The organism is Cereibacter sediminicola (assembly GCF_007668225.1).
GTDB classification, from domain to species: domain Bacteria; phylum Pseudomonadota; class Alphaproteobacteria; order Rhodobacterales; family Rhodobacteraceae; genus Cereibacter_A; species Cereibacter_A azotoformans.
The window spans coordinates 1-19,503 of the sequence record NZ_VDEK01000019.1 but is presented as its reverse complement, the minus strand read 5'-3'; the positions used below and the strand labels follow the sequence as shown (position 1 = coordinate 19,503).

18 protein-coding genes and 1 pseudogene are annotated in these 19,503 nt (G+C 67.6%); 6 read left to right on the top strand and 13 right to left on the bottom strand.

Annotated features, from left to right (window positions below; genetic code table 11):
* Positions 1-6: 6 nt before the first annotated feature.
* The 10 genes and pseudogenes from FG154_RS13085 to FG154_RS13040 form a co-directional block, all read right to left on the bottom strand.
* Positions 7-1,260 carry an NAD(P)/FAD-dependent oxidoreductase gene (locus FG154_RS13085; RefSeq protein WP_145108630.1) on the bottom strand — a complete coding sequence of 418 codons (1,254 nt, stop codon included), beginning with the start codon at positions 1,258-1,260 and terminating at the stop codon, positions 7-9.
* A 120-nt stretch (positions 1,261-1,380) separates the two neighbouring features.
* Positions 1,381-2,004: pseudogene (locus FG154_RS13080) on the bottom strand (c-type cytochrome); the annotation flags it as partial.
* A complete protein-coding gene (gene soxC, locus FG154_RS13075) occupies positions 1,988-3,250 on the bottom strand; it encodes a sulfite dehydrogenase (protein WP_145108623.1) in 1,263 nt (420 codons plus the stop codon). The gene soxC and the pseudogene FG154_RS13080, both read right to left, overlap by 17 nt.
* A 15-nt stretch (positions 3,251-3,265) precedes the next feature.
* Positions 3,266-4,957 (bottom strand): thiosulfohydrolase SoxB, encoded by a 1,692-nt coding sequence (gene soxB / locus FG154_RS13070; RefSeq protein ID WP_145108620.1) that lies wholly within the window; start codon positions 4,955-4,957, stop codon positions 3,266-3,268.
* A 99-nt stretch (positions 4,958-5,056) separates the two neighbouring features.
* The gene (gene soxA, locus FG154_RS13065) at positions 5,057-5,914 is read right to left on the bottom strand and encodes a sulfur oxidation c-type cytochrome SoxA (RefSeq protein WP_145108617.1); all 858 of its coding nucleotides are present in this window, start codon (positions 5,912-5,914) and stop codon (positions 5,057-5,059) included.
* 58 nt (positions 5,915-5,972) lie between these two features.
* Complete coding sequence (gene soxZ / locus FG154_RS13060; RefSeq protein WP_145108614.1) at positions 5,973-6,302, bottom strand: thiosulfate oxidation carrier complex protein SoxZ; 330 nt, start codon at positions 6,300-6,302, stop codon at positions 5,973-5,975.
* An 18-nt stretch (positions 6,303-6,320) separates the two neighbouring features.
* Positions 6,321-6,737 carry a thiosulfate oxidation carrier protein SoxY gene (gene soxY, locus FG154_RS13055; RefSeq protein WP_145108611.1) on the bottom strand — a complete coding sequence of 139 codons (417 nt, stop codon included), beginning with the start codon at positions 6,735-6,737 and terminating at the stop codon, positions 6,321-6,323.
* 28 nt (positions 6,738-6,765) lie between these two features.
* Positions 6,766-7,236, bottom strand: coding sequence for a sulfur oxidation c-type cytochrome SoxX (gene soxX, locus FG154_RS13050; protein ID WP_145108608.1), 471 nt, complete (start codon positions 7,234-7,236; stop codon positions 6,766-6,768).
* 93 nt (positions 7,237-7,329) lie between these two features.
* On the bottom strand, positions 7,330-7,905 hold the full coding sequence (locus FG154_RS13045) for a SoxW family protein (protein ID WP_145108605.1): 576 nt from the start codon (positions 7,903-7,905) through the stop codon (positions 7,330-7,332).
* An 11-nt stretch (positions 7,906-7,916) separates the two neighbouring features.
* Complete coding sequence (locus FG154_RS13040) at positions 7,917-8,654, bottom strand: cytochrome c biogenesis CcdA family protein (RefSeq protein WP_145108602.1); 738 nt, start codon at positions 8,652-8,654, stop codon at positions 7,917-7,919.
* Between the two features lie 218 nt (positions 8,655-8,872).
* On the opposite strand from FG154_RS13040, the gene FG154_RS13035 reads away from it, so the two are divergent.
* From FG154_RS13035 to FG154_RS13020, 4 genes are all read left to right on the top strand, one after another.
* The gene (locus FG154_RS13035; protein ID WP_145108599.1) at positions 8,873-9,223 is read left to right on the top strand and encodes a thioredoxin domain-containing protein; all 351 of its coding nucleotides are present in this window, start codon (positions 8,873-8,875) and stop codon (positions 9,221-9,223) included.
* An 80-nt stretch (positions 9,224-9,303) separates the two neighbouring features.
* Positions 9,304-9,660, top strand: a complete 357-nt coding sequence (locus FG154_RS13030) for an ArsR/SmtB family transcription factor (protein WP_011910798.1) — start codon at positions 9,304-9,306, stop codon at positions 9,658-9,660.
* 39 nt (positions 9,661-9,699) lie between these two features.
* Positions 9,700-10,746 (top strand): YeeE/YedE family protein, encoded by a 1,047-nt coding sequence (locus tag FG154_RS13025; RefSeq protein WP_145108596.1) that lies wholly within the window; start codon positions 9,700-9,702, stop codon positions 10,744-10,746.
* Between the two features lie 133 nt (positions 10,747-10,879).
* Positions 10,880-11,434, top strand: coding sequence for a L,D-transpeptidase (locus FG154_RS13020; protein ID WP_145108593.1), 555 nt, complete (start codon positions 10,880-10,882; stop codon positions 11,432-11,434).
* 117 nt (positions 11,435-11,551) lie between these two features.
* Here the strand turns inward: FG154_RS13020 and ilvD are convergent, their stop codons facing one another.
* Positions 11,552-13,390: a dihydroxy-acid dehydratase gene (gene ilvD / locus FG154_RS13015; protein WP_145108591.1), complete on the bottom strand. Its 1,839-nt coding sequence runs from the start codon at positions 13,388-13,390 to the stop codon at positions 11,552-11,554.
* A gap of 237 nt (positions 13,391-13,627) precedes the next feature.
* On the opposite strand from ilvD, the gene egtB reads away from it, so the two are divergent.
* Together egtB and egtD are read left to right on the top strand one after the other, a co-directional pair.
* Positions 13,628-14,875 carry an ergothioneine biosynthesis protein EgtB gene (gene egtB / locus FG154_RS13010; RefSeq protein ID WP_145108588.1) on the top strand — a complete coding sequence of 416 codons (1,248 nt, stop codon included), beginning with the start codon at positions 13,628-13,630 and terminating at the stop codon, positions 14,873-14,875.
* Entirely contained in the window at positions 14,875-15,807 is a 933-nt protein-coding gene (gene egtD, locus FG154_RS13005; RefSeq protein ID WP_145108585.1) for an L-histidine N(alpha)-methyltransferase, read from the top strand. The genes egtB and egtD overlap by 1 nt, the downstream gene beginning before the upstream one ends.
* 148 nt (positions 15,808-15,955) lie before the next feature.
* Here egtD and FG154_RS13000 read toward each other — a convergent pair whose 3' ends face one another.
* Both FG154_RS13000 and FG154_RS12995 read right to left on the bottom strand, forming a co-directional pair.
* Positions 15,956-17,482: a cryptochrome/photolyase family protein gene (locus FG154_RS13000; RefSeq protein WP_145108582.1), complete on the bottom strand. Its 1,527-nt coding sequence runs from the start codon at positions 17,480-17,482 to the stop codon at positions 15,956-15,958.
* A gap of 105 nt (positions 17,483-17,587) precedes the next feature.
* On the bottom strand, positions 17,588-19,243 hold the full coding sequence (locus FG154_RS12995) for a BCCT family transporter (protein ID WP_145108579.1): 1,656 nt from the start codon (positions 19,241-19,243) through the stop codon (positions 17,588-17,590).
* Between the last annotated feature and the right edge of the window lie 260 nt (positions 19,244-19,503).

The following is a 19,503-nucleotide window of genomic DNA, read 5'->3' as shown; positions in this document are numbered from 1 at the left end:
TGTGCCTCAGCCGAACATGTCGGAGGTGATGCCCGCATACCAGCCGAGGCTCTGTTGCCAGGTGGCGAGGCGGGTGGCGCGATCCTCTTCGGTCTGGCTGATGAACCGGTCGATCGAGGCGATCTTCTCGGGCGTCGGCTCGTAGGTGCCGCCGACCTTCACCGAATCCTCCGGGGCGATGAGCGACCAGCAGGTGTTGACGTAGCGGGCAGGCGGGGCCGCGTTGCCCGCGATCTCGGCGAGAAGCACGGCCGCCACCACCTTCGCCTGGCTGTTGGCCGCCGAGGCCGATTTGGGCATGTCTCCGGCCACGGCGGCATCGCCAAGGGCGAAGATCGCGGGATCCTTGCGGCTCTTCATCGTGGCAGGATCGATGGGCGCCCAGCCGGTCTCGTCGGCAAGGCCCGCCTCGGCGATGATGCGGCCCGCGACCTGGCCCGGAATGACGTTGCAGACATCGACCTTCTCGACCTCCCCGTCGATCACCACCTCCATCCGGTCGGGGCGGACCTCGACGCGGTCGCCGCCCATTTCCGGGCCCAGACGCTCGATCATGTTGGGATAGTGCGCCTGCCAGCCTTCCTCGAAGAGCGTCTGCTTCGAATAGCTCTCCTTCGGGTCGAGAAGCAGGATCCGGGCCGTCGGGTTCACCTGCGTGAAACGGTGCGCGATCATCGAGATCCGTTCGTAGGGCCCGGGCGGGCAGCGGTAGGGGTTGGGCGGGGCGATCAGACAGAAGGTGCCGCCCGGCGGCATCGCGTCGAGCTGCTTGCGCAACAGGCTTGTCTGTTCGCCCGCCTTGTAGGCGTGCGGCATGAGATCGGCCGCGGCCAGCGTCCAGCCCGGAACGCTGTCATCGACAAAGTCGATCCCGGGAGACAGCACGAGCCAGTCCCAGTCGAGCGTTCCGCCCGCGGAGAGCGCCACCCGGCGCCGCTCGCGGTCCACGGCCGCCACCTTGTCGGCGACAAGCTTCACGCCAAGACCGCCCAGCCGGTCGTAGGAGTGGGCGAGGCTGTCGAGACTGCGGAGCCCGCCCAGATGCAGGTTCGAGAAGAAGCAGGTGTGATAGACCGCGTTCGGCTCGATCAGCGTGATGTCGGCGGCACCCGCGCCTTCGGCCGCCAGGTGGCGCGCGACCGAGGCTCCGCCTGCGCCACCGCCGACCACGAGCACTCGGGCCCGGGCCTGCCCCGTGACGGCCGGTGCGGCGAGGCAGGCCGCGGAGGATGCAAGGAAGGTGCGGCGGGTCAGTCTCATCGGCGTCACTCCTTCGGGCACGGGGAAGGGCCGGTGCGGGCCCTGCCGTCTCTACTGGCAAGACAGGGCCGGGGCCGTGCCCGCGGCCCTTGCGGGGCGTCGCGGTCGTCAGTCGGTCGTGTCGTCAGGTGTCACGTCAAGCACGGTTGCGTGCATGGTGATCCCGACCTCCTGCTTGCAGTCCGTCATGCAGGGGGGCTGGCTGAAGGCCGGGATCTCGGTCGTCGCCCGGTCGTCCACGAAGAAGCCATCGGCGTTCGGCATCTCGACCTCGAGGAAGTTCTCGCGCGACAGGGTGAAATCCTCGTCCACAAGATCGTTGTTGTAGAGCAGGTAGGCCACGATGGCGTAGGTTTCGTCGCTGGTCAGGCTGCGCGCATCGCCGAAGGGCATGGCGCGGTAGACGTAATCCCATGCGGTCGAAAGATAGGGCCAGTAGCTGCCGATGGTCTTCTGCGGATCGTCGTGATCGAGCGTGCCCTGGCCGCCCGCGAGCTTGGGCCAGTTGTCCACCCCCTCGCCGAATTCGCCGTGGCAGAGGGCACAGCGTTCGGAAAACAGCTCTTCCCCCGTCAGCACGTCACCCGAGCCTTCGGGCAAGCCGAACCCGTCGGGCCGGATGTCGAGGTTCCAGGCGGCGATCTCTTCGGGCAGGGCGATCCGGCCGACGCGGGGGGCCTCGGCCGCGGCCGCAGGGGCGGACAGGATCGCCGCCAACAGCAGAAGCTCAGGAAATCTCGACATTTTCTGCCTCTCCGTTCGCCTTGACCCACCAGGTATGGATGCCGTTGTTGTGATAGACCGAGTTGACGCCGCGGAAGCTGCGCAGCTGTTCCTTGGTCGGCTGGACATAGCCGGTGCTGTCCACCGCGCGGGATTGCAGCAGCAGTTCCGAGCCGTCCCAGTCGAAGTCGAGGTAGAAGCGGTGCAGCGCCTTGTCGTGGCTGGCGCCGGACAGACGCGCCTGCTGCCAGTTCTTCCCGCCGTCGAGCGAAACATGCACCTCGCGGATCGTGCCGCGCCCTGACCACGCGAGGCCCGAGATCACCGTGGGGCCGGGGCCGTGGGTGATCGGCGCCTGTGGGCTGGGGCTCGTGATGATCGACTTCGCGTCCATCTCCCAGGTCCAGCGGCGCGAGCGGCCGTCGGCCATCGTGTCGGTGTATTTCGAGGTCTCCTCGCGATGCTCCCAGGGCTGGTCGCCCACCTCGACGCGGCGCAGCCACTTGACCCACATGTTGCCCTCCCAGCCCGGCACGACCAGCCGGACGGGATAGCCATGTTCCTTGCGCAGCGCCTCGCCATTGGCCTTGAACGCCACCAGAACGTCATCGAGCGCCTTCTCGATCGGGATCGAGCGGCTCATCGCCGAGGCGTCGGCGCCTTCCACCAGCACCCACTTGCCTTCCGGCTTCACGCCCGCTTCGGCCAGCAGGGTGCGCAGCGGAATGCCTGTGTATTCCATGTTGTGGATCATGCCATGGGTGAACTGGCAGCCGTTCAACTGCGCCCCCGCCCACTCCATCCCGCTGTTCGCAGCGCATTCCAGGAAATAGGTGTGGTTCTCGCGCGGGAAGCGGATCAGGTCGTCGTAGGTGAAGACGAGCGGTCGTTCGACAAGCCCGTGGATCATCAGCCGCCAGTCGGGTTTGGCGAGTTCGATGGCGCCCGCATGGTGACGCTCGAAGGCGCAGCCCTGCGGGGTGATCGTGCCGTCAAGCTCATGGATCGGGGTGAAGTTGACCGAGCTGATCGTATCGGCCGTCAGCCACTCCACGTTGCGCCGCACCACATGGGATTCGAGATGGATCGGCATCCCGTAGGGCGTGGCGTCCACGCCGTCGCCAAGCGCCTGCGCCCAGGGTTGCACCTCGGTGATCAGCGGATCGGGTCCGCCCGCGCGTGCGGCGGTGGCGGCCAGCGCGCCTCCGGCGGCGGCGCCGGCCAGAAAGCCGCGGCGGGTCGTGCCTTTCTTGGTCATATCGGTCATGGCGGTCCTCTCGTCTCAGGCGCCGGTGATGGTGACGGAGCTGTTCGGCTCCAGCTTCACGGTGCCGATCTTCTTCAGGTGGCTTTCGACCACGTCCCAGATCTGCGGCCCCTCGGTCCCCTCGTTGACCGAGGCCCACCCGGCGACCGTGTAGCTGCGGGCCGGATCGATCGCCTCGCCGGTGCGGAGCAGCGTCATCTCGGAGATCCGGCTGCCGATCGGCTGCGAGATGTCGATCCGGTAGCCAAGGCCGCCGACGCGAACCATGTCGCCGCCCTGCTGGTAATAGGGATCGGGGTTGAAGATGTTGTCGGCCACGTCCTCGAGCACGGTCTTGAGGAACTCTCCCGTCATTTCATTGCGGTAGCAGGCGCCGTAGGTCATCGAGGTGGCGTTCAGCAGATCCTCGCGGGTGATCGCCTGGCCGGGCATGACGGTGGTGCCCCAGCGCACGCCGGGCGACATGGCGATCTCGGCGTCGCGCTCTGACAGCATCGCCTGGCAGATCAGATCGTCCCACGTGCCGTTGAAGTTGCCGCGGCGGTAAAGCAGGCTCTCGGTGCGGGCCAGTTCCTCGGACAGTTGCGCCTGATACGGCGCGCGCTCGGCGTCGACCAGCGCCGCCATCTCGGCATCCGGGGCGATCACGTCGGAGAAGATCGGGATCAGCTTGTGGCGGAATCCCATCATCCGCCCGTCGCGCACGTCGAGATCGACGCGGCTGATGAACTTCCCATGCGAGCCCGAGGCGATGAGGATCGTCTCGCCCACCAGAACCGGCTCGGGCAGGGCGTCGTGGGTGTGGCCGGTCAGGATGACATCGATCCCCTTGATCCGCGCGGCCATCTTGCGGTCGACGTCGAAGCCGTTGTGCGAGAGGCAGACGACCAGATCGACGCCCTTTTCGCGCACCTCGTCCACCATGTCCTGCATCCGCTCCTCGCGGACACCGAACGAGTATTCGGGAAACATCCAGCCGGGGTTGGCGATGGGCATGTAGGGGAAGGCTTGCCCGATTACGGCCACCTGCAGGCCGCCGCGCTCGAAGATCTCGTAGGGCGGGAAGGCGGGCTCGTCCCATTCCTTGTCGAAGATGTTGGCGCCGAGGAAGGGGAAGGGCAGGGCGTCCACGATCTCCTGCACCCGCTCGGTGCCCAGCGTCCATTCCCAGTGCGAGGTCATGGCATCGACCTTCAGCGCGTTCATCGCGTTGACCATGTCCTGCCCCCTGGTGAGCAGCGAGGTCATCGAGCCGTGCCAGGTGTCGCCGCCGTCGAGCAGCAGCGCCTCGGGGCGGGCGGCGCGGATCGCCTTCACCACGGTCGCGATCCGGTCCATCCCGCCCATCCGGCCATAGGTCTTGCCCAGGGCCTCGAAATCCACATGCGTCAGGGCATAGGCGTCGGGGCTGCCCGGCTTCAGGCCGTAGAGCTTCAGGAAATCGGCGCCGGTCACATGCGGGGGCCGGCCCTTGGCCTCGCCCACGCCAAGGTTGATCTCGGGTTCGCGGAACCAGATCGGCTTCAGCTGGGCGTGGATGTCGGTGACGTGGATCAGCGTCAGGTTGCCGAAATCCTCGAACTGCAGCAGCTGGTCCTGGGTCAGGGCCTGCTGCGCGGCAAGGCGCGACCAGCGGCCGATGCCCGAGGCGCCCCAGATCACCGAGGCGGCCATGCTGGCCTGAAGGAACTCGCGGCGGGAAATCATCGGATCGTCCTTTGCGGGCAGCCGCCTTCGGTCGCGTCAGGCGACGCGCCGGGGATCGGCCGGAAGGGGAGGGGCGCGCGAAGTCCGCGCGCCGGCAGTTTACTGGCGGACCGCCAGACCCTCGACGGGCAGCGACAGGCCGCGCGAGGCAACGTAAAGCTCGAGCGCGCGGAACTCGGGCGAGCCCGCCTCGAACGGCTCGCCGCGGGTGTCGCGGATGCAGCCCGAAAACCGCTGGTGGATCGAGACGATCCCCGCATCGGCCAGCCGGTAGGTCGGGAAGCCGTTGATCTGGCCCTGGCTCAGGTGGTCGGCGCGGATCATCTTGCCCATGTTCAGCTCGTGGCACGAGGAACAGGCCAGCTCCATTTGACCGTAGCGGGTGTAGTAGATCTCCTTGCCCTGTTCCCAGTAGGGTTCCGCGGGCCCGTCGATCTGCACCGCGACCGGCATCCCCCGCGATTGCAGCGAGATTGCCGAGGTCATCTGCTTCATCTCGGGCGAGTTCCACTTCCAGGCTTCCGCGCCCATGCGCTCGGTCCGGCAGGTGTTGATGAAATTCTCGACCGACCACAGGTCATTGCCGGCCGGGTTGATCTTCGGCATCGAGGCGCGCACGCCCTTCATGCTTTCGATCCCGTCGTGGCACGAGGCGCAGGACTTGCCCTCGTTGCCATCCACCGCGTTCCAGCGATCAACGCCCATGTCAGCGAAGACCATGGCCGGGTTGTCGAAATCGTCCATCTCCAGCGCGCGGGTCTCGTCGGTGCGGAACAGCCAGCCGGAATAGACGGTGTCGAAGGTGCCTTTCAGGTGGTCGGGCGCCGGGGCGCGGGTTGCAAGCTCGATCTCGCCGTTGATGACAAGCTCGGCATCCGGGTGTGGGTCCGCCAGCGCCGGCCCGGTGGCAAGGGCAAGGATGGCGGCAAGAAGCGGGCTGCGCAGGCGCAGTCTCATTGGCGGTTCCTCCCTGGGTGGGGCCGCCCGCCTCCCTGCGGACGACCGGGCCTTGGTGTCAGGCGACCTCGATCGGTTTCGCGTCCTCGTAGATCGAGCCGTCGTCGTCGTACCATGTGAACTTGAACTCGCCCGAGGCATCCACCTTGGCATCGAATTCGAAGTAGGGATTGGTCGAGACGGCGGGCTCGATCGTCACGTCGATCACGTTCACGCCGTTGAAATCGCAGGTGAAGCGGTTGATGATCGAGCGCGGGATCAGGTTGCCGTCGGCATCCTTCCGCTGGCCGCTCTCCATCTGGTGGCTGATGAGCGTCTTGAGCGTGACGACCTCGCCGGGGCTGGCGGTCTTGGGCACCTTCACGCGGGGTTTTGCATCCTTGGCCATGTCTCTCGTCTCCCTGTGTCAGCCGCCGCAGCCGCCGATGGTGACCTTCACCGTTGCGGCTGCCTGAACGAAGCTGCCGTCGGGCATCTTCGCGATGGCGACCACGTCCTGCGTCTTGGCCAGCCGGATGCGCGTCGCCGCCATCTGCGAGCCCGCGGCGGGGCCGAAGGTGAAGGTCGCCACCGCCGGTTCCGGGTTGCCGGTCGCGACCAGCATGATCGAGGCTGCGCCGGGCGCATCGACCGTGATCGGCACGGTGTTGCCGTTCTCGGCGATCTCGGGGGCGATCAGCTTGATGCCGCCGCTGCCGGGCGTTGCACCTCCGGTGAAGGCGGCGATGGCCTCTTCGGCGGCCGCAAGGGCCGAACCCGGCAGGGCCAGGGCCGCCAGACCCCCCATGCCCAGCACCAGTGTGTCTCGTCTCGAAAGCCTCATGTCAGGGTCCTCCTTCGGGCCTCTCCGGTCACTCTTTCAGTGTCAGGAGGTAGGCGACGACATCCTCGATCTCTTGCGCGGTCAGGATCGGCTGCAGGTCGGCGGGCGCGGGCTTGGTCGTAAAGCCATCGCCCGGGCGGATGTAGCCGCTGTTCTTGTAGAAGGCCGGCATGACCGAGCCCTCGAAGGTCATCTTCGCATTGGCCACGATCCCGCGCAGCTGCGCCTCGCTGTAGCGGTCGGCCACCCCTGCGAGCGAGGGACCGACGTCGCCCTGGAACGGCACATCGGCCATGGTCGGAACCTCGTGGCAGGCGACGCAATTGCCCAGCGGGCGCGTCATCATCACCTTTGCCCCGGCGGCGGGGTCGCCGGGCTGGCCGGTCAGCGACTCCGCCAGCGCGCCATCCGCAAATTGCAGGTCATGCGGTCCGGTCAGGGCCAGCGCCGGAAGCGCCAGGCAAGCCGCCACCACGCCCAGCAGATACTGGTGCCTCATCCTCTCCTCCCTGAACTCCTCCGACTCGAACGATACGCCGGCCTCTCATGTCGCGCAATAAAGATATTAGAATTCTTGCATTAATTTCGCGCATCAGTTGCCGGAGCTCTGCTCTGACGGGTCGTTCTTCATGCGCTCGGCCACGAACTTCTGGAAATGCTCGCCGCCTTCGTAGCCGTGATCGCGCACCCAGGTGAGCAGGGCTGACGTGGTGCCCTTGCCGAATGCGCCCGGCATCGTCGCCACCGCGGCTTGCGCGGCGGTGGCCCCCTCGGGCACCTCTTCGGGAAGGAACATCAGGGTGGGGGTGAACATCACACCCCACCTCGCCGCGGCCTCCTTCTCACTCATGACCCGGCCGTCGAAATCGGTGACTTCGGTATCGCCGAACAGGTTCATCTGCACGACGAAGTAATGGTCGCGGATCAGCGACTCGATTTCGGGGTCGGGGAAGATCTCCTCGTGCATCTTCGTGCAGTAGATGCAGCCCCGCTGCTCGAAGGTGACCAGCAACCGCTTGCCGTCGCCATTCGCCTCCGCCAGATCCTCGCGCAGGTCCTTGAACGTGTCGCGCAGCCAGTCCGGCTTGTGCAAACCGTCATCGCCCAGCTCGGCCGCATGAACGGGCAGGGCGAGCGCGGCCGCCGCGGCCAGTGTCAGAAGTCGCATCTTCTCCTCCCTCAGGTGAGCGTTCCGCTCCAGTCGAAATGCCGGATCATGAAGTCCGCGATCCGGTTCACGGAGTTGGTGGCAATCAGCACGGCAAACAGGATGAGCATGGCGCCCATCGCCTTCTCGACATGGCCGAGGTGGCGGCGGTGGCGGCCGACCCAGCCAAGGAACGGCTGCGCAAAGAGCGCGGCCAGGACGAAGGGCAGCGTCATCGCAAGCCCGTAGGTCAGCAGCAGCGAGGCGCCGCGCCAGAGCTCGCCCATGCCGCTCGCGATCATCAGGATCGCGGCAAGGGCGGGGCCCACGCAGGGCGTCCAGCCAAATCCGAAGGCCAGCCCCATCACATAGGCGCCGAGGAAGCTCGACGGTTCGGCCCGCGACTCGATCCGGGCTTCGCGGTAGAGGAACGGGATGCGCAACAGACCGAGAAAATGCAGGCCGAACAGGAAGAGGACGGCGGCCGCAACATAGGAGAGCGGCTCCTTCCACTGGGCAAAGGCCTGACCGAGGGCGGTGGCGCCAAGCCCGAGAAGCACGAAGATCGTAGTGACCCCAAGCGCGAAGGCCAGCGCCGAGGCCACGAGCCGCCGCTGCGCCCCCGGCGCAATCCCGGCCGCGCCGCGCAGCTCGTGCATCGAGATCCCGGCCATGTAGCAGAGATAGAACGGCACCATCGGCAGGATGCAGGGCGAGAGGAAGGACAACAGTCCCGCCAGTGCCGCCCCGCCATAGCTCATCTCGAACATCCACCCTCCCCTTCGCGCACTCATGGTCGGCCGGCAGCGCCCGAGGGCACTTGCCGGACCGAAGCCCGTCACTCGTTGTCGCTGATGGCGGCACCGCCTCCCCGCGATGCCGCTGTCCTCCCTCGCCGGGACCGGATCCCGAAACCGGGGCATGAAGGTGTTTGCAGTCGCCCCCAGATAGATTAGGATATTTCGATATTTCATGGCGGACGTCAATCATGCTGTTGCGAACCACCTTCGTTCTGCTTGCTCTGGGCGCAACCCCGGCTGCGGCCGACCTGCGGCTGATGATGATCGAGCAGCCGGGCTGCGTCTGGTGCGAGGCCTGGGACCGCGAGGTGGCGCCGGTCTATGATCGCACGGCCGAGGGTCAGGCTGCCCCGCTGGTCCGGCAGCAGCTCAGGGCGGACCTGCCCGAGGGCGTCTCGCTGGCCCGCCCGGCCACCTTCACGCCCACCTTCGTGCTGACCGACGATGGTCATGAGGTCGGCCGGATCGAGGGCTATCCGGGCGAGTCCTTCTTCTGGGCGCTGCTCGGCCAGATGCTCGCCGGCCGACCCGAGGGCTGATCGGCGGGCGGCCAAGCCGATTCCCGCTGGAAGCCGCCGGGGAATTCGTGGCATTTCTGGAAAGGATCGAGAGGCGGGCAATGTCGCGGCAGCAGGCGGAACGGGCGGAGGCAGAGGTGCCCTCGGAAACGGGGGCGCCGGGTCCGGCCGATCTCGTGGCCTCTGCAGAGGATGCCGCGGGTTTCCTCAAGGCGCTCGGGCACGAGGGGCGGCTCACCATCCTCTGCCATCTGTCCTCGGGGCCCAAGAGCGTGATGGAGCTTGAAACGCTGCTCTCTTCGCGTCAGGCTGCGGTAAGCCAGCAGCTTGCGCGGCTGCGTCTGGAAGGTCTGGTGAGTGCGCGGCGCGAGGGCCAGGCGATCTTCTACTCGATCCTGGATCCCAAGGTCGAGCGGATGGTGCGCCTTCTCGCGGAACTCTTCTGCCGCCGCGACTAGCGATCACGGCGCGCGGAACCTCTTTGGGAGGAGAGGGGAATGGAAGGCCTACCGTTTGGCGTCCTGGCGGCGCTGATCGGCCTTGCCGGGGGCCTCGTGCTCGGCCTTGCCGCCCGGCTGGGCGATTTCTGCACCCTCGCCGCACTTGAATCGGCTCTCTACGGGGGCGATCAGCGGCGACTGCGGCTCTGGGGGCTCGTTCTCGCGACCGCGATCCTCGGGACGCATCTGCTGGCGGCGGCAGGGCTCGTGGATCTCGGTGGGACGATCTATCACGAGATGGTCTGGAACCCCTGGGCGAGCGTGCTGGGCGGGCTCGTCTTCGGCTATGGCATGGCGCTGGCGGGCAACTGCGGCTTTGGCGCTCTCGTCCGTTTCGGAGGCGGCGATCTCCGCTCGATGGTGATCGTGGTGGTGATGGGGATCTTCGCCTTCATCGCCCTGTCGGGGCCGCTTGCCCCGCTGCGCATCGCGCTTTTCCCGCAGGTCGAGGCGGCGGGGCCGCAGGGGATCGCGGCCTCGCTGGGTATTGCGGGCGCTGCCGGCTCGCTTCTGGTGGCGCTGGCCGTCTCTCTGGCGCTGGGAGCCTGGGCGCTGCTGCACGCGCCGATCCGTCGCAACCGGCGCATGATGGCCTGGGGCGTGGCGGCGGGGCTGGCCGTCGTCTGGTGCCTGGCCGCGACCAGCTGGCTCAACCACGGCAGCTTCGGCGCCGTTGGCATCGAGGGGCCGTCCTTCACCGCGCCGATCGGGCGGACGCTGATCTTCCTCATGACATCCACCGCGGGCGGGATCACCTTCTCGGTGGGCTCGATCACCGGGGTGATCCTGGGCGCGCTGGCGGGGTCGATGATCCGCGGCCTCTTCCGCTGGGAAGCCTGCGAGGACCCACGCGAGCTTGGCCGGCAGGTCTCGGGGGCGGCCCTGATGGGTGTGGGCGGAGTGGTCGCCATGGGATGTTCGATCGGACAGGGCGTGACGGGCTTCGCCACGCTGGCCTGGTCGGGCCCGGTCACGCTGGCCGCGATCGTCGTCGGCGCCGCGGTGGGCCTGCGCCAGCTGATCCACGGCTTCCAGCCCGAGTGACGGCGGCTGCTCCGGCCGAGCCTCCATCAACTCGGTGTGAGCGACCCTGCGTCACCGCTGGCCGGGCCAATCCTTAAGCTGCTCTTAAGCTCCGTTCCCCATCCGGGGCGCGAGGAAGCAAAGGAGCAGACAGATGAGTTCGTTCAGCCGACGCCATGCGCTGGGTCTGGGGATTGCGGCAGCGGGTGGCTTGCTGTTGCCGATGCCGGCCATCGCCCGGACCGTGAACCGGGCGAACATCTCGTCCTTCACCATGCAGAGTTGGGAAGACCATTTCGATCGTCTTGGCAAAGGCGCCATCGTGGCCGACACCACCTCGCGCGCGCTGCATTTCTGGAGTGCGGACGGGCAGGAGTACCGCATCTACCCGACCTCCGTGCCAATGTCGGAAGAGCTGACGAAGCGCGGCTACACCGAGATCGTGCGCAAGAAGGTCGGCCCCTCCTGGACACCCACGCCCTCGCAGATGGAGCGTTATCCCGACTGGAAGCCGATCGGTCCCGGCCCCGAGAATCCGCTCGGCACCCACGCCATGTATCTCGGCTGGCCCGCCTACATCATCCACGGCACGCACGACACGCGGAAGATCGGCCGACCCTCTTCGGACGGCTGCATCGGGCTTTACAACGAGAAGATCGCCGAACTGTTCGAGCTTTGTCCCGTCGGCACGCAGGTCCGGGTGATCTGAGCCGGGCAGGCACAACACCGGCTGCCATGTCGCGGGGCGGCCGCTGTGTCACGGCGGCCGGTGGCCGGCCCCCGCCGCGGACCGGAGTTTGACCTCCGGTCCGTCAGGCCCTGCGGCTCACTCCGGCAGGACGCGCACGGCCCCCTTGTCGGCCGAGGCCGCGAACTGGGCATAGACCTTCAGCGCCTGCGAGACCTTGCGCTTGCGCGGCCCGGCGGGCTTCCAGCCCTTCGCATCCTGTTCGGTCCGGCGTGCGGCCAGCTCGGCCTCCGGCACGGCGAGGGTGATGGTGCGGTTCGGGATGTCGATCTCGATCCGGTCGCCCTCGCGCACGAGGCCGATGGTGCCCCCCGACGCCGCCTCGGGCGAGGCATGGCCGATCGAGAGGCCCGACGTGCCGCCCGAGAACCGCCCGTCCGTGATGAGCGCGCAGGCTTTGCCCAGCCCTTTCGACTTCAGGTAGGAGGTCGGGTAGAGCATCTCCTGCATCCCCGGCCCGCCCTTCGGCCCCTCATAGCGGATCACCACCACGTCGCCCGCCTGCACCCCGCCGTTCAGGATGCCATAGACGGCGGCGTCCTGGCTCTCGAACACCTTGGCGGGGCCCGCGAAGACGAGGATCGATTCGTCCACCCCCGCGGTCTTCACGATGCAGCCGTCGGGCGCGAGGTTCCCCTTCAGCACCGCCAGCCCGCCATCCTGCGAGAAGGGCGCCGCGACCGAGCGGATCACGCCGGTCTCGCGGTCGGTGTCGAGGCTGTCCCACGTCGAGGACTGGCTGAAGGCCACCTGCGTGGGCACACCGCCGGGCGCGGCCAGGAACAGCTCGCGCGCCTCGGCCGCGTTCGAGCGGCCGATGTCCCACTGGTCGATCGCCGCGCCGAGGGTCGGGGCGTGAACGGTCGCACAATCGCGGTGCAGAAGGCCGCCGCGGTCCAGCTCGCCCAGGATCGACATGATGCCGCCGGCGCGGTGCACGTCCTCGATATGCACGTCGGCCTTGTTCGGCGCGACCTTGCAAAGGCAGGGCACCCGGCGCGAGAGCGCGTCGATGTCGTCCATCGTGAAATCGACGCCGCCTTCCTGCGCGGCGGCCAGGATGTGCAGCACCGTGTTGGTTGAGCCGCCCATCGCGATGTCGAGCGCCATGGCGTTCTCGAACGCCTGCTTGGTCGCGATCGAACGCGGCAGGACGCTCTCGTCCTCCTGCTCGTAGTAGCGGCGGCAAAGCTCGACGGCCCGGCGCCCGGCCTCGAGGAACAGGTCCTTGCGGAAGGCATGGGTCGCCAGCGTGGTGCCGTTGCCCGGCAGCGACAGCCCCAGCGCCTCGGTCAGGCAGTTCATCGAATTGGCCGTGAACATCCCCGAGCAGGAGCCGCAGGTCGGGCAGGCGGCCTGCTCGATGCGGGTCAGATCATCGTCCGAGACCTTTTCGTCGGCCGCGGCCACCATGGCGTCGATCAGGTCCATCTTGACCGTGCGTCCGTCGCCGAGCGTGACCTTGCCCGCCTCCATCGGCCCGCCCGAGACGAAGACGGCGGGAATGTTTAGCCGCATCGCGGCCATCAGCATGCCGGGGGTGATCTTGTCGCAGTTCGAGATGCAGACCATCGCGTCCGCGCAATGGGCGTTGACCATATATTCGACCGAGTCGGCGATCAGCTCGCGCGAGGGCAGGGAGTAGAGCATCCCGTCATGGCCCATCGCGATCCCGTCATCGACGGCGATGGTGTTGAACTCCTTGGCGATCCCGCCCGCGGCCTCGACCTCGCGCGCCACGAGCTGGCCCAGGTCCTTGAGATGGACATGGCCCGGCACGAACTGGGTGAAACTGTTCACGATGGCGATGATCGGCTTGCCGAAGTCGCTGTCTTTCACCCCGGTCGCGCGCCAGAGGCCACGCGCGCCGGCCATGTTGCGGCCATGGGTGCTGGTGCGGGAACGGTATGCGGGCATGTCTCGTCTTTCCGGCTGGCATCTCTCGGGCCCGACGACTGCGCTTTCGTTGCTCGAAAATCAACCCTTCTTTGCGGAAAGCTGCGCGGAGGCGGACGTGGTGACGATTGTTTGAAGGCTCCGTCTTTGCGCTCCAGCGGGCCGCCGGCGCCGCAGGAGCGGTCAAAAAGCGACGTCTGGCGGTGGACCGGCCGGCTCTCAGCCCTAGCTGGAGGCACCCGGAGGAGGAGGATGCCCATGCCCCAGCCGAAGCCCGCCGCGCCGCCCTCGCGGTCCTATGCGCAGGATCTGTTTGCCCGGACCCGCGCGATGACGGCCCGTCTCGCGCAGCCGCTGGCGCCCGAGGACATGATGCTTCAGTCGATGGAGGATGCGAGCCCGGCCAAGTGGCATCTCGCCCATACGACCTGGTTCTTCGAGGAGTTCATCCTCAAGCCGCACGCGCAGGGCTATCGCTCACCCGACGACCGGTTCGCCTTCCTGTTCAACTCCTACTATGTGCAGGCCGGGCCCCGCCATGCGCGGGCCCGGCGCGGGCTGGTCTCGCGGCCGGGCGTGCAGGCGGTGCTCGACTACCGCGCCCATGTGGACGAGGCCCTCGGGACCCTGCTCGAGCACAGCGACAATCCCGAGGTCGCGGCGCTCGCGGAACTGGGATGCCATCACGAGATGCAGCACCAGGAGCTTCTGGTCACCGATCTGCTGCACGCCTTCTCCTACAACCCGCTGCTGCCCGCCTACCGAGACCCCGAGCCCGTAGGCGTGACCGAGGAGCGGCCGCTCCGCTTCGCACGCCACGAGGGCGGGCTCGTCGAGATCGGCCACGAAGGCGGCGGTTTCTCCTACGATTGCGAAGGTCCGCGCCACCGCGTCTGGCTCGATCCCTACGAGATCGCCGAGCGGCCCGTCACCAACCGCGACTGGATCGCCTTCATGAAGGCCGGCGGCTACGGCGAGCAGACCCTCTGGCTGATGGAAGGCTGGGCCGTGCGCGAGCGTGAGCGGTGGGATGCGCCGCTCTACTGGTGGCAGCAGGACGGCGTCTGGTGGACCTACACGCTGCGCGGGCCCCAGCCGGTCAATCTCGACGCGCCCGTCTGCCATGTCAGCTATTACGAGGCCGAGGCCTTTGCCCGCTGGGCGGGCGGGCGGCTGCCGACCGAGGCCGAATGGGAGGTGGCCTTCCGCGATCGCCCCATCGCCGGCAACTTCCTCGAGCAAGGCGCGCTGCGGCCGCTGCCCGGCGGCAGCCCCTGGGGCGACGTCTGGGAATGGACCGCAAGCTCCTTCAGCCCATATCCCGGCTTCCGTCCTCCCGAGGGAGCGATCGGCGAATACAACGGGAAGTTCATGGTCAACCAGCAAGTGCTGCGCGGCGGCTCCTGCGCGACGCCCACGGCGCAGATGCGGCCGACCTACCGCAACTTCTTCTATCCCCATCAGAGGTGGCAGATGATGGGCCTGCGGCTGGCGAGGGACGTGTGATGGACGCGCTGGTCATCCGCAACCCGGAGCTTCTGGCCGATGCGCTGCGCGGGCTTTCCGGCTCGCCCAAGCGGATGGAGCCGAAGTGGTTCTACGACGCCGAGGGCAGCGCGCTTTTCGAGCGCATCACCGAACTGCCGGAATATTATCCCACCCGGACCGAAACCGCGATCCTGTCGGCGGGCGCGGATCGGCTGGCGTCGCATGTGCCCGAAGGGGCCGAGCTGGTGGAACTCGGAAGCGGGGCCAGCGTGAAGACCCGGCTTCTTCTCGACCGTCTGGAGGGCCTGTCGGCCTATGTGCCGGTGGACATTTCCGCCTCGTTCCTGAAGGAGACCGCGCGGCGGCTGGCCAGCTCCTATCCCCGTCTGCCGATCCGGCCGGTGGCCGCCGACTTCACCCGCCCGCTGCGGCTGGAGGACGAAGGCCACCCGCGCGTGGGCTTCTTTCCGGGCTCGACTCTGGGCAATCTCGATCCCGACGGCGCGCGCGCGCTGATGCGCGGGGTGCGGGACTGGCCGGGCATCCGCGGCTTCATCGTGGGGATCGACCTGATCAAGGACGAGGAGACCCTCCTGCGCGCCTATGACGATGCGGCGGGCGTCACGGCGGCGTTCAATCTCAACCTTCTCCACCGCATGAACCGCGAGATCGGCGCCGACTTCGACCCCGACCGCTTCGCCCACCGTGCGATCTGGAACGCGGACAAGGCCCGGATCGAGATGCATCTCGAAAGCCTTGGCGCGCAGAGCGTGCAGATCGGCTCGCGCACCATCCGCTTCGCGCAGGGAGAGACGATCCACACCGAGAACAGCCACAAGTTCTCGCCCGAGAGCTTTGCCAACCGCGCGGCCGAGGCGGGATGGCGGCTTGCGGATTTCCTGACCGACGAGGCCCAAATGTTCGGTGTGGCCGTTCTGGCGCCCGTGTAACCCCCGTGCGCGCCCGAGCCGCACGGATCCTCTGGCCCGCTCATGTGCGTGTGCAGCCCCGGCGCGCGAACCGAAGGGGGCGCGCAGCCTCCCTGTCCCGGACCAGCTTGCAGGGGCGCCGGGCAGGCCCATCGCCCGCCCTTCCCCCTCAGACCGGCTCGCCCGCATGAAGCCGTGCGAGGAACCTCTCGGCTTCGGCCAGCACCGTGTCACGATGTCCGGGCTCCATCCGGTCCCAGGTGCGATACATCTGGACCATCCGGGGGTTGCGCTCGAACCGCTCGCGGTGGCGGGCGAGGAAATGCCAGTAGAGCAGGTTGAAGGGGCAGGCGTTGGGCCCCGTCCGCGTCTTCACCGAATAGGCGCAGCCGCGGCAATAATCCGACATCCGGTCGATGTAGGCGCCCGACGAGACATAGGGCTTCGACCCCATCAGGCCGTGGTCGGCAAACTGGCTCATCCCGATCGTGTTCGGCGCCTCGACCCATTCCAGCGCGTCGATATAGACCGAGAGATACCACTCATGGACCTCGGCCGGATCGACGCCGGCCAGCAGCGCGAAATTGCCCGTCACCATCAGCCTCTGGATATGGTGGGCATAGGCCAGATCGCGCGTCTGGCCCACCGCGGCCGCAAGGCAGGCCATCCGCGTGGGCGCCCCCCAGTAGAGCGCGGGCAGGGCCGAGCGATGAGCCAGACCGTTCGCGGCCATGTAGTCCGGCCCCGACAGCGCCCAGATGCCGCGGACATATTCCCGCCATCCGAGGATCTGCCGGATGAAGCCCTCCACCGCGTTCAACGGCGCGCGCCCGGCCCGCCACTCGGCCTCGGCCCGCTGGCAGACCTCCATCGGCCCCAGCAGCCCGAGGTTCAGCGACGAGGACAGCAGCGCGTGGCTCAGGAACGGGTCATCGGCCAGCATCGCATCCTGTTCGTCCCCGAAGCGCGGCAGGCTCTCGCGGAGGAAATGCTCGAGCGCCTGCAGCGCCTCCTCCCGGTCGGTCGGCCAGTGAAAGGGGCGCAGGCGGCCGAAATGACCCGGAAAGCGCGCCTCCACCAGATCCAGAACGGCGCGGACCTCGCCATCCGGCTCGAACCGCAGCGGACGCGGGCGCAGCAGGTCCGGCGCGGCCGGCTTGCGGTTCTCGGTGTCAAAGTTCCACCGGCCCCCCGCGGGCTGGTCGCCCTCCATCAGAAGGCCGGTCTTGCGGCGCATGTCGCGGTAGAACCATTCCATGCGCAGTTGCTTGCGCCCCTCGGCCCAGCGGGCGAAGGCATCGGCCGGGCAGATGAACCGGTCGTCCGGCAGGAACCGGACCGGCAGGGGAAGCGCCTCGAGGGACGCGATCAGCCGCCAGTCGCCGGGCTGTGTGACGAGGATCTCGCTGGCACCGCTCTCGCCGGCGCGGCGCAGCAACTCGGCCCCGATGGAGGGCCCGGTATCCGCGTCGTCGAGACGGGAATAGGCGACATCGAAGCCCAAGCCCTCGAGCCGCCGCGCGAACTTGCGCATGGCCGACAGGATGAGGGCGATCTTCTGGGGATGGTGCGGAACATAGATGCCTTCCTCGGCCACCTCGGCCATGACCACGACATCCCGCGCCGGATCGGCAGCCCGGAGGGACGAAAGCGTCTCTGTCAACTGGTCGCCCAGCACAAGGATGAGCCGTGTCATGCCATGCACCTCCGGTCGCCCCGCCGGCGAGAGCTAGCGAGGCTGAGGCGCACGTCAAGCCTGGACGGGCGGCGCCTGCCCGACGGCAGGCGCCACGGCGTCACCTCACCGCGGCTCGGCGGCAAGGCCCTTGATAAGCGCGTAGCAGGCGCCAAGGAGGACGATGGTGAAGGGGAAGCCGGTCGAGACGGCCATCGCCTGAAGCGCCGCGAGACCACCCCCCAGCAGAAGCGCAATCGCCACGAGCCCCTCGAAGGTCGCCCAGAACACCCTCTGGGGCACCGGCGCATTGACCTTGCCGCCCGCGGCGATCGTGTCGATCACCAGCGAGCCCGAGTCCGACGAGGTGACGAAGAACACGATCACCAGCACGATGCCGATCAGCGACGTGATCTGTGTCAGCGGCAGATGCGACAGCATCTCGAAGAGCTGGATCTCGAGCGCGGCATTCTGGACCGAGCTCAGCCCCTCGACCACCACCTGGCTGATCGCCGTTCCGCCAAGCGCCGTCATCCAGAGCGTCGAGACGAGCGACGGGATCAGCAGCACGGCGATCACGAACTCGCGCACGGTGCGGCCGCGGCTGACGCGGGCGATGAACATGCCGACGAAGGGCGACCAGCTGATCCACCACGCCCAGTAGAAGGCCGTCCAGCCGTGGCGGAAGTTGTCGTCGGTGCGCCCGAACGGGTTCGAGAGCGCGGGGAGGTTCTGGACATAGGCGTAGAGGTTGAGGAAGAAGCCGCGCAGGATCTGCAGGCTGGGGCCCACGAGGATCACGAAGAGCAGCAGCAGGAAGGCCAGCGCCATGTTGATTTCCGACAGGCGCTTCACGCCCTTCTCCATCCCCGCGATCACCGAGCCGGCGGCGACCCCGGTGATGACGATCACCAGAAAGACCGTCATCCCCATGGTCGAGGGCAGGCCGAAGAGGAAATCAAGCCCCGCGCCCGCCTGCTGCGCTCCGATCCCGAGCGAGGTCGAGAGGCCGAAGATGGTGGCAAAGACCGCAAGGATGTCGATGACATGGCCCGGCCAGCCCCAGACGCGCTCGCCGAAGATCGGATAGAAGACCGAGCGCAGCGTAAGCGGCAGGCCCTTGTTGTAGGCGAAGAGCGCCAGCGACAGCGCCACGACCGCGTAAATCGCCCACGGGTGCAGCGACCAGTGGAAGATCGTGGCCGCCATGGCCAGCCGCCGCGCGGCTTCGGCATCGCCCGGCGCGCCGTTGAGCGGCGCCCAGTCCGTCCGCACTCCGTTCTCGAACACCGGGCCCTGGAAGGCCGCGGTGAAGTTCCCGAGCGGTTCCGAGACGCCGTAGAACATCAGCCCGATCCCCATGCCCGCGGCAAAGAGCATCGAGAACCAGGACATCCGGTTGTAGTCCGGGGTCGCCTCGGGCCCGCCCAGCCGGATACGGCCCAGCGGCAGGAAGACCAGCACAAGGCAGACGATCACGAAGAGGTTGCCCGACAGCAGGAAGAACCAGGCGAGGTTCGATGTCAGCGTGTCGCGGATGGCGGTGAAGACCGGGCCCAGCGTCGTCTGGAACATCAGCGTGAGGAACGTGAAGGCGACGATGCTGAGGGCCGAGACGCTGAAGACGACGTTGTGGATGTCGAGTTCGAAGACGAACCTTCGTCGGTAGCTGATATTGTCCTGACCGATCTCGTATTCGGTCTCGATGATCTGCGTCGGGCCTTCGGGCGAGGGGATCGCCTCCTCGGCGGGTGGGTTCGTCGGATGCGTGGCATCGGCCATCGGATTGTCCCTCCGGTCTGTCTGTCATGCAGAGGCCCCGACGCGACGGGCCGGAGGGCCTCCGTGATCGCGCAATTCCCCCGATCCAACCGGATGAGGTTTCCTGACGAAAGGAACATCGACTGCGGTTGCAGGGTTCCCGATTGTTGCAGGTTGCGCTTCGGGAGGGCCGCCGGCCGTCCCGCAACGGCAGCCTTGTGGCGGAGCGTATTGCCTCATGAAGGAATGTTCCCGAAGCGGTGGCTGTCGCCTCATCCGGA

Bases quoted from the DNA above. Each gene is read 5' to 3' on its own strand.
- FG154_RS13085 (WP_145108630.1), bottom strand. From the start codon at position 1,260: ATGAGACTGACCCGCCGCACCTTCCTTGCATCCTCCGCGGCCTGCCTC.
- soxC (WP_145108623.1), bottom strand. From the start codon at position 3,250: ATGACCGATATGACCAAGAAAGGCACGACCCGCCGCGGCTTTCTGGCC.
- soxB (WP_145108620.1), bottom strand. From the start codon at position 4,957: ATGATTTCCCGCCGCGAGTTCCTTCAGGCCAGCATGGCCGCCTCGGTG.
- soxA (WP_145108617.1), bottom strand. From the start codon at position 5,914: ATGAGACTGCGCCTGCGCAGCCCGCTTCTTGCCGCCATCCTTGCCCTT.
- soxZ (WP_145108614.1), bottom strand. From the start codon at position 6,302: ATGGCCAAGGATGCAAAACCCCGCGTGAAGGTGCCCAAGACCGCCAGC.
- soxY (WP_145108611.1), bottom strand. From the start codon at position 6,737: ATGAGGCTTTCGAGACGAGACACACTGGTGCTGGGCATGGGGGGTCTG.
- soxX (WP_145108608.1), bottom strand. From the start codon at position 7,236: ATGAGGCACCAGTATCTGCTGGGCGTGGTGGCGGCTTGCCTGGCGCTT.
- FG154_RS13045 (WP_145108605.1), bottom strand. From the start codon at position 7,905: ATGCGACTTCTGACACTGGCCGCGGCGGCCGCGCTCGCCCTGCCCGTT.
- FG154_RS13040 (WP_145108602.1), bottom strand. From the start codon at position 8,654: ATGTTCGAGATGAGCTATGGCGGGGCGGCACTGGCGGGACTGTTGTCC.
- FG154_RS13035 (WP_145108599.1), top strand. From the start codon at position 8,873: ATGCTGTTGCGAACCACCTTCGTTCTGCTTGCTCTGGGCGCAACCCCG.
- FG154_RS13030 (WP_011910798.1), top strand. From the start codon at position 9,304: ATGTCGCGGCAGCAGGCGGAACGGGCGGAGGCAGAGGTGCCCTCGGAA.
- FG154_RS13025 (WP_145108596.1), top strand. From the start codon at position 9,700: ATGGAAGGCCTACCGTTTGGCGTCCTGGCGGCGCTGATCGGCCTTGCC.
- FG154_RS13020 (WP_145108593.1), top strand. From the start codon at position 10,880: ATGAGTTCGTTCAGCCGACGCCATGCGCTGGGTCTGGGGATTGCGGCA.
- ilvD (WP_145108591.1), bottom strand. From the start codon at position 13,390: ATGCCCGCATACCGTTCCCGCACCAGCACCCATGGCCGCAACATGGCC.
- egtB (WP_145108588.1), top strand. From the start codon at position 13,628: ATGCCCCAGCCGAAGCCCGCCGCGCCGCCCTCGCGGTCCTATGCGCAG.
- egtD (WP_145108585.1), top strand. From the start codon at position 14,875: ATGGACGCGCTGGTCATCCGCAACCCGGAGCTTCTGGCCGATGCGCTG.
- FG154_RS13000 (WP_145108582.1), bottom strand. From the start codon at position 17,482: ATGACACGGCTCATCCTTGTGCTGGGCGACCAGTTGACAGAGACGCTT.
- FG154_RS12995 (WP_145108579.1), bottom strand. From the start codon at position 19,243: ATGGCCGATGCCACGCATCCGACGAACCCACCCGCCGAGGAGGCGATC.